Source organism: Nocardiopsis valliformis DSM 45023, assembly GCF_000340985.1.
Classification (GTDB): domain Bacteria; phylum Actinomycetota; class Actinomycetes; order Streptosporangiales; family Streptosporangiaceae; genus Nocardiopsis; species Nocardiopsis exhalans.
Window position 1 is genome coordinate 254,453 of the sequence record NZ_ANAZ01000008.1, and the last position, 13,188, is coordinate 267,640.

Sequence of the window (13,188 nt, forward strand, 5' to 3'; positions counted from 1 at the left end):
GACCGGCGGCGACTAGACGAGCACGTGGTGGCGCAGCCACCACAGACCCGCACCCGCCCCCAGCACCAGGACCCCGGCCACGACCGCCGGCAGCGGCAGACTGGTCGCCAGAACCACACACCCCACCAGACCGGTGACCGGGACGATCAGCGGCGGACGGTTCTCGTCCGGGCCCAGGCGCAGCGCCGAGGCGTTGGTGATGGCGTAGTAGACCAGCACCCCGAAGGCGGAGAAGGCGATCGCGCCGGTCAGGTCGGCGACCAGAATCAGACCGATCACGATGGCCGCCACCACCGCCTCGGCCCGGAAGGGCACCCCGTAGCGTTCGCTCATAGCGGCCAGCGGACGCGGCAGGTGACCGTCGGCGGCCATCGCCGCGGTGACGTGCGAGACCCCCATCAGCAGCGGCACCAGGGCTCCCAAACTGGCCAGCGCGGCCCCGGCAATCACGAACGGCACCAGCAGGGGGAACCCGGCCACCTGGACCACGTCGACCATGGGCGCGTGGCTGGTGGTGAGGCGCTCCCGCCCCAGCACGATGAGCAGGCCGGTACCGATCACCAGGTACAAGGCCAGGACCGTGCCCAGCGAGAGCGTGATCGCCCTGGGGATGGTGACCCGCGGATCGCGCACCTGCCCGCCCAGGGTGGCGATGCGCGCGTACCCGGCGAAGGCGAAGAAGATCATCCCCGCGGCGCCCAGCACGCCGAAGGAGCCCGGCCAGGGCCCCAGCCCGTCCACCTGGGCCACCGCGGCCAGGCGCCCGCTCATCAGCATCGTGACGAACACCGCGACCAGGACCGCCAGCACCAGCAGGAGCAGCACCTTGATGACCAGGGTGGATCTGCGCACCCCCCGGTAATTCACCGCGGCCAGCACCACCACCGCGGCCACCGCCACCGGTTTCGCGTACTCCGGGACCGTGTAGGCCGCGAAGGTCAGGGCCATCGCCGCACAGGAGGCGATCTTGCCCACCACGAAGGACCAGCCCGCCAGGTACCCCCACAGGTCGCCCAGGCGCTCGCGCCCGTAGACATAGGTACCGCCGTTCTCCGGGTGCCGGGCGGCCAGCCGGGCCGAAGAGACCGCGTTGCAGTAGGCGACCAGCCCGGCGATGAGAATGGCGACGGGAAGCCACGCCCCGGCGCCCAGTGCCGCCGGGGCGAAGACCGAGAACACCCCGGCGCCGAGCATCGCCGCGGCGCCGATGGCGGCCGCGTCGACGGTTCCCAGCGTCCGGGCGGGTCTGGCCTGCGGTCCGGAAGAGGTGGCCAACAAGGTCTCCTTGGGTGAGTGTCTGCCGACCTGTGGCCGACGAACGCGCTTTTCCCCGTTCCCGTGGTCCTGGTCACTCCGAATGGGAAGTGCGGGCGACGGGGTCCGGGAGGCCCGTAGGAACGGGACAAAGGTCGTGTCCAACTTCCGAGTGTGCCCGATACCGGTGACCGCCGGGTGCGAACCGTGCCTCATCAGTATCCAGGAGTGACCTCCGACGCAGTCTCCTGGTACCGCACCCGCCCCGAACGTCGCCGGACGCGGGCATGAAGAGGCCCCCGGCGGTGGACCGGGGGCCTCTCCCAGCGCGGCCGCGCCCGGGTGGGCGCGGACAACGCTGTGGGATCAGGTCGGACGCCAGGGCGAACCGGTGTTGTCGTTGATGTCCTCGGCTGCGACCTGGCGCAGCTGACGTGAGAGGTCCGACAGTGCCCGGGACACAGCGAGCTCCTCGCCGATCTCGGGGACGTCCATGTCCGACGGGTGCTTGCGGGCCATCCCGTGGCCGCGCAGAGCCGTGCCGTCGTCGGCGATCAGCCCCACCTCGGCCCAGGTGCGCGCGGCGTCACCCTCGCTCTCCTCGGCGACGACCACGTCCACGTTCCAGCGCTTCATCGTCTGCATGGCATCCGCTCCCTCTCCGTCCGCGCCCGGGCCGGGCGGGTGTTCGATGTGCGCGTCGGGTCCCGGGTAGACCAGGGCGTCGTGGCCCTGCTCACTGTCTTGCCAGTGCACCTGGTACGGCGGTGCCCCCTGCGCGCCCCGGACCTCGGTGACCACCCCCGTGCGGCGGTGGGTGTCGGCGTTCGGGCTCTCGACGACCAGCCGGTCTCCTACCTCTGCTCGCATGGGTTCCCCCACAAACCTCGCTTGTCTCCATCTTCCGGGCTGTTTCGCCCGGGGACAGGGGGTTGATCCTTTCGTTTCCGGTGGTATGCGAGGTTTTTGCCGTCACGACATCCCGGCGCCGCCTGGTAGCGTCACGGCGTGGCCCAGCACTACTTCGACTCCGATCCCGACGCCGCCAGCCGGCCCTCCACGGCCGACCTGGTCCTGCCCGACCTACACCTGCGTCTGCACACCGACCGCGGCGTCTTCTCACCCGACAAGGTCGACCTGGGCACCCGGGTCCTACTGGAGAGCGTTCCCGCGCCGCCCGCCGAGGGCTGCCTGCTCGACCTGGGCTGCGGCTACGGGCCCATCTCCCTGACGATGGCCTCGCGTGCGCCCAAGGCCCAGGTGCTCGGGGTGGACGTCAACGCCCGGGCCGTGGGTCTGGCCCGGCGCAACGCCGCCGAGCACGATCTACACAACGCCCGTTTCGCCGTGGTCGCCCCCGAGGGCGGTCTTGCAGTGGAACAGGGCGAGGGCCCGGCCCCTGCTGCCGAGGACCTGCTCGGCCCCTTCGACGCGATCTGGTCCAACCCACCGATCCGGGTAGGCAAGAACGTGCTGCACTCGATGCTTCGCACCTGGCTGGACCGGCTCACCCCCGAAGGGGTGGCGCACCTGGTGGTCCAGCGCCACCTGGGCTCGGACTCCCTGCAGAAGTGGCTGGACGCCCAGGGCCTGCCCGCCGAGCGCGTGGCCTCCCGGGCCGGTTTCCGCGTCCTGGCCGTACGCAAGTCCCAGTAGGCCCCACAGGCCCTGACGCCGCACCGGGCACGCGTCCCGGTACCAGGCCGGGCCCACCGGTCGGCTCCGAACCCGAATACCCGAACCTACCGTGACGTGTCACGGGTCACGCGTGCGCGCACGACCCCCGCCCGGTAATGTGTACCGACAACCGCCGGGACCGCCCGGCCCACAGCTTCGAGGAACACACCGCAGTTGAGCACGCAGTTGCGTCCCACGGACGTCAAACGCCTGAACCGCCAGTGGCGCAGGCGCACCGAGGGGCGTCTGGCCCTTCTCGTCGAATCGGTCACCCAGCCCTACAACCTGGGGTCGATCCTGCGCACCTGCGCGACCTTCGGCGTCGACCAGCTCTGGCTCACCGGCAACAGCGCGGACCCCGACGACCCCAAGGTCGGCAAGACCGCCCTGGGTACGTCCGCGAAGGTCCCGCACACCCGCCTGTCCAGCACGGCTGAGGCCCTGGACGCCGCCCGCGCCGGCGGCTACAAGGTCGTGGCCCTGGAGCTGGCCAAGGGCGCCGTGCCGCTGCATGCCGCGCCGCTGGAGTCCGACGTGTGTCTGGCCGTCGGAGCCGAGGACCACGGCTGCTCCCCCGCCCTGCTGGCGGGCGCGGACGCTGTCACCTACATTCCGCAGATCGGCCGAGTCGGATCGCTGAACGTGGCCGTGGCCACCTCGATCGCCCTTGCCGAGGCCCGCCGCCGCGAGTGGGCGACCTTCGGCGACGAGGCCGACGCCCCCGTCGGGAACTGAGCCGGGGGAATCTTTTCCCCCCGCCGGTCGTCCCTTCTTTGACCAGAACCACATATTTCGCACACCCGACGCGCACAGGCGCAGAGAGAGGAACAGTGGATCCGTCCCGAAGTACCGGCAGCGTCCCGCAGGGATGCTGTGACCCAGACCTCGACGAGCCCCCTTCTTCGAAGGGTGCACACCTTGGTAGGCCTCCTGCTGACAGGCGGAACCAGGCGGTGTGTACCCGATGATCAGCGCCGTCCTCACCATCCTGCTGGGCGTACTCGTCGTATTGCTGCTGATCGCGGCCAACGGGTATTTCGTCGCCCAGGAGTTCGGCTACATGGCCGTGGACCGTTCACGCCTCAAGGCGCGGGCCGCAGCCGGTGACAACGGGGCCAGAAGGGCCCTGGCGGTCACCAACCGCACTTCGTTCATGCTCTCCGGCGCCCAACTGGGAATCACGGTCACCGGCCTGTTGGTCGGTTTCGTGGCCGAACCCATGATCGGCACCAGCATCGGGGAACTCCTCGGAGGCGTGGGCGTACCTCTGGGTACCGGTGTGGCCATCGGAACCATCGCCACACTGCTGTTGTCGACCGCCGTGCAGATGATCTTCGGCGAACTCTTCCCGAAGAACCTGGCCATCGCCAAACCCGAACCGGTCGCCCGCTGGCTGGCTCTGTCCACGAACATCTACCTCAAGGTGTTCGGCCCCATCATCTGGTTGTTCGACCAGGCCGCGATCTGGCTGCTCAAACTGGTGAAGATCACCCCGGTGGAGGATGTCCAGCACGCGGCGACCCCGCGCGACCTGGAACGCATCATCGCCGAGTCCCGTGAGACCGGCGACCTTCCCGCCGAGGTGTCCACCCTGTTGGACCGCACCCTTGACTTCCACGAGCGCACCGCCGGGCACGCGATGATCCCGCGCCCGGAGGTGACCACCGTGGAGGAAGGCGACCCGGTCAGCCGGGTCGTGGAGCTCATGGCCTCCGACCACTCCCGTTTCCCGGTCCTGGGCGAGGGCGTGGACGACATCGTGGGTGTGATCTGTCTACGCGACGTGCTCGCGCTGGGCGACCGCGACCTGTCGGGTGTCCGGGTCAGCGAGGTGGCGCGGCCGACCGTCATGGTCCCGGCCTCGCTCGCACTGCCGAGCGTGCTGGACCAGCTGCGCGAGGCGGGCGAGGAGTTCGCGTGCGTGGTGGACGAGTACGGGGGCCTGGCCGGGGTGATCACCACCGAGGACTTGGCCGAGGAGCTGGTCGGTGAGATCGCCGACGAACACACTCCCGAGGAGGAGGCCCCGGCCCACCTGGACGGGGAGAACGGCTACCTCGTCCCGGGCGCACTGCACATCGACGAGGTGGAGCGGCTGATCGGCCACGACCTGCCCGAGGGCGACTACGAGACCATAGGCGGTCTGGTCATCCACGAACTCCACCGGCTGCCGCAGGTCGGCGACCGGGTGGACCTGCCTCTGCCCCGGCCCTCCAGCGCCCATGACGGCGATCCCGACGTGGCGTTGACGCTGACCGTGAAAGCGGTTCAGCGGCACGTGCCCAACATGGTGGAACTACGAATGCGTGAGCTTGCCGAGGACAGGAAGAGCATGCGGAAGGTGCGGTCATGAGTGACATGAACGTGTGGTTGGCACTGTCACTGACAGTCCTGATCATCGCGTTGAGCGCGTTCTTCGTGGCGATCGAGTTCGCCCTGGTCGCGGCGCGCCGATACCGTTTGGAAGAGGCCGCACAGACCAGTGCGGCGGCACGGGCTGCCCTCAAGAGCGCCCGTGACCTGTCGCTGCTTCTGGCCGGTTCACAGCTGGGCATCACCCTGTGCACGCTGGCCCTGGGTGCGATCTCCAAGCCCGCGTTCCACCACATGCTGGAGCCGTTGTTCGGTGGTCTGCCGAACTCGGTGGGCTACGTGCTCTCGTTCGTGTTCTCGCTGATCATCGTCACGTTCCTGCACCTGGTGGTCGGTGAGATGGCGCCCAAGTCCTGGGCGATCTCGCACCCGGAGAAGTCGGCGACCATGCTGGCGCTCCCCATGCGGGCGTTCATGCTGGTGACGCGTCCCATCCTGGTGATGCTCAACGGCATGGCCAACTGGGTCCTGCACCGCTTCGGCGTGCAGGCGGTGGACGAGCTGATCAGCGGGCACAATCCGGACGACGTGCGCGAGCTGGTCGAGCACTCGGCCAAGGCGGGCGCGTTGGACTCGGAGCGCCGTGACCAGCTGGCCACGGCCCTGGAGGTCAACTCCCAACCGATCCAGGAGCACATCACCCCGCGCGAGGAGATCGCGTGGGTGGCTCCGGACGCGGGTGTGGAGGAGATCAAGCGGGTCTCGCGCGAGTCCACGCACCTGCGCCTGGTGGTGATGGAGCAGGACGAGCCGGTGGGCGTGCTGCACGTGCGCGAGGCGCTGACCAGCCCGACCGACACCACCGCCGCCGACCTCATGCGCCCGGTACTGACGCTGTCGGCGGCCACGCCGATGTACGCGGCGATGGGCATCATGCGCGACAGCCGCAGCCATCTGGCGCTGGTCGAGGAGGAGGGTGAGCTGAGGGGTCTGGTGACCCTCCAGGACATCCTGGACCGGTTGTTGCTGCTGGACACCGCCGCCTAGCGGTAGCTGAATCACAGGCCCCTGCGGGGAGGGCTTTGCGGCCCTCCCCGTTCGGTGTCTGCGAGCCACAGGGCCCGATCTGCAAGCGACATGTGAATCCGGACCCCCGACAGACAACGTCCCGGCTGGTGGGCCGCGCCGACCGCCTGCGTGGCCGACCGCGAACGGGGTTCGGCCCGTCCGGTGGACTCGGTCTTCGCGCCGCCTGGCAGCCTACCGTCGTCCGTGAGCCCGCAGGCGCGCACAGAAATCGGGGCCGTTCACACCCGTGACCGGCCCCGACCCTTTGACCCTGTGTTTTCTTCAACCCAGATCCCGCCCTGCGTGGCGGGGAAACTCTAGGCGGTCTTGGTGGTCAGCTTGACCTCGATGTTGCCGCGGGTGGCGCGGGAGTAGGGGCACATCTGGTGGGCGGCCTCGACCAGCTTCTCGGCCTCGGCCTGCTCCAGGCCCGGGATGGTGACGGTCAGTTCGACCGCGATGTCCAGGCCCTCGTCGGACTTGCCCAGGCTGACCTGGGCATCGATGGTGGAGTTCTCGATGTTGGCCTTGGCCTGGCGGGAGACGTTCTTCAGGGCGCCGTGGAAGCAGGCGGCGTAGCCGACCGCGAAGAGCTGCTCGGGGTTGGTGCCCACGCCGTCGTCGCCGCCCAGGCCCTTGGGCACGGACAGGTCGACCGCGAGACGGTCGTCGTCGGTCTTGCCGAAGCCCTTGCGGCCCTCACCGGTGACGGTGGCGTTGGCGGTGTAGAGGACGTTGTAAGCCATGTAAGGTTCCCTCTCGTTCGGCCCGGCTGAGCCGAGCCCGTTGGATGTACTGCTGTGGCGTACGGTGTGGTTCAGGTGTCGGCGTCGCGGGCGGTACGCGTGGCGCCCCGTCCCGTGGCCCGGGTGACCGAACGGGTGAGGTGGTCGAGCATGCCTTGGAGCTCCCCGAGCCTGGCCAGTGGAAGGTCGGTGGCGCACAGGATCTGCTCGGGGATGCCTGTGGCCCGCTCGCGTAGCCGGGTGCCCTCCTCGGTGATGCTGACGTGCACGATCCGCTCGTCCTCGGGTCCGCGTCTGCGGGTGAGCAGACCGGCGCCCTCCATCCGCCGCAGCAGCGGGGACAGGGTGCCCGAGTCCAGGCTCAGGGCCAGGCCCAGTTCCTTGACCGGCAGGGTCTCGCGCTCCCACAGCACGAGCATCACCAGGTACTGCGGGTAGGTCAGCTCCAGGTCGGCCAGGATCTCCCGGTAGAGCCCGGTCAGGGCCCGGGAGGCGGTGTAGAGCGAGAAGCACAGCTGCCGGTCCAGGGCGAGGGGGTTTCCCTCGTCGGTGCCTGCCATGGTTCCTCCCCCGCTTCGCCGTCCCGGCCACGGTAGCAGAAATTCAGTTGTGCACAACAGGGTTGGACACAACTAATTTGGGTGGGGTGTTCCCCGCCGCGCAAGGATGCGGGCCCGGGACGCCAGGTCCCGGGCCCGCATCAAACCCGTATCAGAGTGGACAGATCAACCCCGACAGATCAGGCTCAGAGGAAACGCACGCCCTGGGCCAGCGGCAGCTCCCCGCCGTAGTTCACCGTGTTCGTGGCCCGGCGCATGTACGCCTTCCACGAGTCCGAACCCGACTCACGACCGCCGCCGGTGTCCTTCTCCCCGCCGAACGCACCACCGATCTCGGCTCCCGAGGTACCGATGTTGACGTTGACGATCCCGCAGTCGGACCCGGCCGCGGACAGGAACCGCTCCGCCTCGGCCTGATCCTGGGTGAAGATCGCCGAAGAGAGCCCCTGCGGGACCCCGTTGTGCAGCTCCACCGCCTCCTCCAGAGTGCGGTAGGTGAGCACGTACAGGATCGGCGCGAAGGTCTCCTGGCGCACGATCTCGCCCTGGCCGGGCATGCGTACCACGGCCGGCTCGACGTAGTAGGCGTCCCCGGCGTCCTTCTCCAACCGCCGGTCCCCGCCCACCAGCACCTGGCCGCCATCGGCCTCGGCCCGTTCCAGCGCCTCGCGCATGGCCGTGTACCCGCGCTCCCCCACCAGCGGACCCACCAGTGTGGACTCCTCATAGGGGTCGCCGATCCGCTCGCGCAGCTGCTTGTAGCCGTCCACCACGCGCTCGACCACCTGGTCGACCACGTCCTCGTGCACGATCAGCCGCCGCAGCGTCGTACAGCGCTGCCCGGCCGTGCCCGCCGCGGAGAACACGCTGCCGCGCACCACCAGGTCCAGATCGGCCGACGGCGCCACCACCGCGGCGTTGTTACCACCCAGCTCCAACAGGTAGCGACCCATCCGGGCAGCCACCTTGGGCGCCACGGCCTTACCCATCGCCGTGGAGCCGGTCGCCGAGAGCAGCGCGACCCGCTCGTCCTCCACCAACACCTCACCGACCTCGGCGCCTCCCAGGACCACCCGGTGGATGTCCGAGGGCGCCCCCACGTCGGCGGCCGCGCGCATCAGCAGGCCGTGGCAGCCCAGCGCGGTCAACGAGGTCAGCTCAGAAGGCTTCCACACCACGGTGTTGCCGCACACCAGCGCCACACAGGTGTTCCACGACCACACGGCCACGGGGAAGTTGAACGCGGTGATGACCCCGACCACACCCAGCGGGTGCCAGGTCTCCATCAGCCGGTGGCCGGGCCGCTCCGAAGGCATGGTCTTCCCGTAGAGCTGACGCGACAGCCCGACGGCGAAGTCGCAGATGTCGATCATCTCCTGGACCTCGCCCAGGGCCTCGGAGCGGATCTTGCCCGCCTCGATGGTGACCAGCTCGGCCAGGTCGGCCTTGTGCTCGCGCAGCAGCTCACCGAGCCGGTGGACGAGCTGCCCCCGCACCGGGGCGGGGGTGTCCCGCCAGGCGGAGGTGAAGGAGTCCCGCGCCGCGGCCACCGCGCGCTCGGCGGAGCCAGGGGTGTCGAACTCGACGGGGAACAGGGTCTGTCCGGTGATCGGCGAACGGGCCGCGCCGGGTGCCCCAACAGATTCGGGCAGGCGGGTCACGCCGCACCGCTCCAGAGCGGTCCGCGCGCGGTCGGCGAGGACCTCGGTGTCGGGGAGGGCACCATTGTGCATGTGTGTTCTCTCTCCGTTGAGAGGGGGAGACGGTCACCTCACACCTTGCCAACTCCAGGCCCCCCGGTCCACCCCCAACGTCCAGTTCCGGTACGCGGCGGAGGTGGAACACGTCAGGCCGGCTGTGACAGGCGCGCCGCCAGGGACAGCACACAGTCCTCCAGGGCCTGGTCGAGTTGGGCCAGGTCCCGGGTGGCCGACTCGCGTGGGGGGCGGGCCAGCGGCACCCCGGAGGCTGCCGACCACTCCGAGATCCGGTCGGCGGCGGCGCTCACGTACCGCTCGTGTTCCCAGGCCGGCAAATCGGCCAGTGCGGGGTCGCGCCGGGCCAGGGCGGTGAGCTCGTCGAGCATCGCGTGATGCCCCGGGTCGGTGCGCACGCTCTCCAGCTGTGCCTCCAGGACGCTGCGCAGCACCCCTCCAGGTCGGTCGACGCGGCCGAGCGGTGCGAGGCGCGGTCGACCGAGCGCTCCACCTCGCTCTGCACCAGGGCGCGCAACAGGGCCGTCTTGGTTCCGAAGCAGTAGTGGACCGAGCCGTGCGGCAGACCGGCGCGTTCGGCGATGGCGCGGGTGGTGGCACCCCGATGGCGATGTGGCGCGAACCGGAAGGCACCAACCCCGCCTAACCGTCGCGTCCTCAGGACGCGACGGTGCCCACCCGGGTGGGCACCGTCAGCTCCGGGACGGGGACGCCCGCTCCCGCACCGGAGTGTCACCAGTGGACGTTAGACTCGCGTGGCCCGCTCCCCCGTCCCCGACCCAGACAGCTGGCCCGTGCACCACGACACCACCCTCGAAGAGGACCGCGCCGACCGCCCCGAGCCCCGCCGGATTCTGGCGCGCTCCGGCTTCGGCGCCGCCGACCCCCTGTTCGCCGCCGACCTACGCGCGAGCACCGACCTCACGCAGGCCCGGGAGGTGGTCGCCTCCCACGCCTCCCGCCTGTGGACCGAGTCCACCCGCACCGGGTCCGACCCCGTCGACGACCGACCCCTGTACTGGGCCCGGCTGGTGCTCCGTTCCCGGCTGCGCGCCTGGGAGCCCTGCTTCCCGCTCTCGGTGCAGGAGCACACCGAGCTCCTGCACCTGTTCGAGACCGCCTCTCGGGGCATCACCGACCTGGACTTCCCCCCGGGCGATCGTTGGCTGCGCGTGGTGGTCACCGGGTTCGACCCCTTCCACCTGGACACCGACCTGGAGTACTCCAACCCCTCGGGGGCGGCCGCACTGGACCTGCACGGGTGGACCTTCCCCGTGGGTGAGCGCACCGCGGTGGTGCGCGCCGCGGTCTTCCCGGTGCGCTGGAGCGACTTCGACGCCGGACTGGTGGAGGAGGCCCTGGCCGACCAGTACGGGGTGGCCGACGCGGTCATCACGCTCAGCCGCGGCCGCCCCGACCGCTTCGACCTGGAGGTCTGGAACGGGGTATGGCGAGGCGGCGGCGCGGACAACCTGGACGTGTCGCGGACCGGACGCGCCCCGATTCCGGGCGAGCACGCACCGGAGTGGACGCGTTCGTCCCTGCCCGTGCAGCGGATCGTGGACGCAGTGGCCGGACGGCACAGGGTCGTGGCCAACACCGAGGTGACCGAGGTGCCCGCCGACGGCGACGCCCCGGTGACACGCCCGCGAGGGCCCAGTAAGGATTCCCTGGCCCGGCGCGGGGGCGGCGGTGACTACCTGTCCAACGAGATCGCCTACCGTAACACCCTGCTGCGGGACCGGGCCGGGGCCAAGGCGGCGGCCGGACACGTCCACCTGCCCCAGACCTCGCGCCCGGCCGAACACGCCGACACCCTTGCGCAGACCCGCGCCATCGTGGCCACGGTGGCCGCGGAAGGCCCCGAGGCGACGGCGGAGCCCGAGGAGTCCGAGGAGTCGTGAGCGCACGGTGCGGCACTGAGCTCCCCGTGTTCTGTTGGGTCCTCCGTCCCGTGCTGAGTGTGGCGGTGACACGCCCGGACACGGGGCGAGGCGACAAAATTCGCCTTCCGGCCACCAGGGGGCAATTTGTCACTGTCTGATTATGTATCGTCGCCCTGAGGTTGCCTTTCGAACGCCCCCCTCCGATATGGTCCCCAGGTGGCTGACACCTCTCTGCGACGAAAACTCACTCTCAGTGCTGCCCTGGGCCTGCTACTGGTACCCGGCTGTCACACCGCCGAACAGAACCTGCCCTACGCCGAGACGATCCAGTTCTCACCGGACGCCCTGGACGATCTGGCCACCCGCACGGTGTCGGTCCAGGTCGGCCACAGCACCGTGAGCTACCGCTACCCGGTCCTGGGCGAGTCCCATCCGCTGACCACCGAGGTCCGCACCCGGATGGCCGAACACCAAACCGCCTTCCTGGAGGATCTGCCCGACAGCGGAAAACCCGAACTCGCCCAGGACGTGGAGATCCTGGCCGCCTCCGAGCACGTGCTCGGCGCCCGAATCACCGCCACCACCTCGGGGGTGCGCGACGCCGGAACCGAGTCCTCGACGCTCTGGTACGACACCGCCAGCCAGGAGATCCTGCCCTGGACCGCTCTCTTCCAGGACGAGGAGTCCCTGGAGGCCGCGCACCTGGCCGTGGCCGACGTCCTCCAGGACAGCTACCGGATCTCCGCCGAACAGCTGCCCGGGCTCGTGGGCGAGATCGCCGTGCGCGCCGAGGCCGACCCGGACTCAGTCTCCGCCGCCGCCTCCGAACCGGCCCAGGACACAGAAGGCGCAGAGGGCACAGAGCAATCCGAGGGCACCGAAGGGCCCGACAGCTCGGCCGCTTCCCCTACGCCCGCGGACCCCGAGGAAGACAAGGGCGGGGACACTCCCCTGGTCGGCGAGGCCGACCTGGGCGACCCCGAGCAGGCGTGGGAGGCCGCCGAACGCTGGTCCGCCTCCCCCCTGGCCGACCTGGCCTTCAGCACCGCGGGCGGGCTGGCCGTACGCATGGACCCCGCCGTGGTGCCCAGCTCGGGCCGGATCAGCGAGGTCCTGCTGCCGGTGGAGCCCGAGACCGCCGAGGAAGTCCTCTCCGAACTGGGTTACCAGGCACGCAGCGCGGCCGTGGCCGCCAACGCCGACCCCGAGGACTTCCCCTTCGACGGCACCCTGACCTCCGAAGGCACCACCCTGGACTGCCAACGCCTCAAGTGCGTGGCACTGACCTTCGACGACGGCCCCGGTGAGCACACCGAGGAACTCCTGGACCACATGGCCGAGTACGAAGCCAAGGGCACCTTCTACGTCCTGGGCTCCCTGGTCGCCGAGTTCCCCGAAATCGTGGAACGCACCCACGCCGAGGGCCACGAGATGGGCAACCACACCTGGAAACACGACGACCTGACCACCCTGTCCGCCGACGGGGTCGCCAAGGACCTGGAACGCACCGACAAGGCGATCGAGAAGGTCACCGGCGAGCTCCCGCCCACCCTGCGCCCGCCCTACGGGGCACTGAACGGCACCGTGCGCAGCGCCACCCCGCACCCGATCATCCTGTGGGACGTGGACACCATGGACTGGCAGAGCCGCGACACCGCCGCCGTCGCCAAACACGCGCTGGACGGGACCGTCCCCGGAAGTGTCGTGCTCTTCCACGACATCCACAAGAGCAGCGTCGACGCCATCCCCGACGTCCTGGACGGGTTGCACCGGGAGGGCTACCACTTCGTGACCGTCAGCGACATCTTCGGACTGGACAGCATGGAGCCGGGCGAGGTCCACACGGACGCGCGGCCCAACTGACCCGCCCCGACCACCGAAAGCACCCGAAGCGCAAAGAGGCCCCGGTCGCCGCACAGGCGACCGGGGCCCACCGATGTCCCCTCGTAGCAGAGGTTCCCGCGTTCCA

General features: G+C 70.0%; 12 protein-coding genes and 1 pseudogene. 6 read left to right on the forward strand and 7 right to left on the reverse strand.

Translation table 11 applies throughout. From position 1 onward, the window contains the following. Positions 1-12: 12 nt before the first annotated feature. Complete coding sequence (locus D457_RS0109320) at positions 13-1,275, reverse strand: APC family permease (protein WP_017580389.1); 1,263 nt, start codon at positions 1,273-1,275, stop codon at positions 13-15. Positions 1,276-1,620: 345 nt separating this feature from the next. Beyond that, positions 1,621-2,124 carry a dsRBD fold-containing protein gene (locus D457_RS34595; protein ID WP_017580390.1) on the reverse strand — a complete coding sequence of 168 codons (504 nt, stop codon included), beginning with the start codon at positions 2,122-2,124 and terminating at the stop codon, positions 1,621-1,623. Between the two features lie 138 nt (positions 2,125-2,262). Here D457_RS34595 and D457_RS0109330 point away from each other — a divergent pair, with 138 nt between their 5' ends. From D457_RS0109330 to D457_RS0109345, 4 genes are all read left to right on the forward strand, one after another. Continuing rightward, a complete protein-coding gene (locus D457_RS0109330; RefSeq protein WP_017580391.1) occupies positions 2,263-2,910 on the forward strand; it encodes a class I SAM-dependent methyltransferase in 648 nt (215 codons plus the stop codon). A gap of 195 nt (positions 2,911-3,105) precedes the next feature. Next, entirely contained in the window at positions 3,106-3,666 is a 561-nt protein-coding gene (locus tag D457_RS0109335; protein WP_017580392.1) for a TrmH family RNA methyltransferase, read from the forward strand. A gap of 229 nt (positions 3,667-3,895) precedes the next feature. After that, on the forward strand, positions 3,896-5,284 hold the full coding sequence (locus tag D457_RS0109340; RefSeq protein WP_026116489.1) for a hemolysin family protein: 1,389 nt from the start codon (positions 3,896-3,898) through the stop codon (positions 5,282-5,284). Next, positions 5,281-6,291 carry a hemolysin family protein gene (locus D457_RS0109345; RefSeq protein ID WP_017580394.1) on the forward strand — a complete coding sequence of 337 codons (1,011 nt, stop codon included), beginning with the start codon at positions 5,281-5,283 and terminating at the stop codon, positions 6,289-6,291. Before D457_RS0109340 ends, D457_RS0109345 begins: the two co-directional genes overlap by 4 nt. 338 nt (positions 6,292-6,629) lie before the next feature. Here D457_RS0109345 and D457_RS0109350 read toward each other — a convergent pair whose 3' ends face one another. The 5 genes and pseudogenes from D457_RS0109350 to D457_RS37790 all read right to left on the reverse strand — a co-directional run. Continuing rightward, positions 6,630-7,058 carry an organic hydroperoxide resistance protein gene (locus tag D457_RS0109350; RefSeq protein WP_017580395.1) on the reverse strand — a complete coding sequence of 143 codons (429 nt, stop codon included), beginning with the start codon at positions 7,056-7,058 and terminating at the stop codon, positions 6,630-6,632. Positions 7,059-7,129: 71 nt separating this feature from the next. Beyond that, positions 7,130-7,618: a MarR family winged helix-turn-helix transcriptional regulator gene (locus D457_RS0109355; RefSeq protein ID WP_017580396.1), complete on the reverse strand. Its 489-nt coding sequence runs from the start codon at positions 7,616-7,618 to the stop codon at positions 7,130-7,132. Positions 7,619-7,803: 185 nt separating this feature from the next. Continuing rightward, on the reverse strand, positions 7,804-9,351 hold the full coding sequence (gene amaB, locus D457_RS0109360) for an L-piperidine-6-carboxylate dehydrogenase (protein WP_017580397.1): 1,548 nt from the start codon (positions 9,349-9,351) through the stop codon (positions 7,804-7,806). A 113-nt stretch (positions 9,352-9,464) separates the two neighbouring features. Then, complete coding sequence (locus D457_RS36960; RefSeq protein WP_239646050.1) at positions 9,465-9,767, reverse strand: hypothetical protein; 303 nt, start codon at positions 9,765-9,767, stop codon at positions 9,465-9,467. Positions 9,768-9,850: 83 nt separating this feature from the next. Continuing rightward, positions 9,851-10,069, reverse strand: a pseudogene (locus tag D457_RS37790) (TetR family transcriptional regulator); the annotation flags it as partial. Between the two features lie 58 nt (positions 10,070-10,127). On the opposite strand from D457_RS37790, the gene D457_RS0109380 reads away from it, so the two are divergent. Continuing rightward, entirely contained in the window at positions 10,128-11,237 is a 1,110-nt protein-coding gene (locus D457_RS0109380) for a hypothetical protein (RefSeq protein ID WP_026116490.1), read from the forward strand. A 198-nt stretch (positions 11,238-11,435) separates the two neighbouring features. Beyond that, the gene (locus tag D457_RS0109385; protein ID WP_017580402.1) at positions 11,436-13,082 is read left to right on the forward strand and encodes a polysaccharide deacetylase family protein; all 1,647 of its coding nucleotides are present in this window, start codon (positions 11,436-11,438) and stop codon (positions 13,080-13,082) included. Positions 13,083-13,188 lie beyond the last annotated feature (106 nt).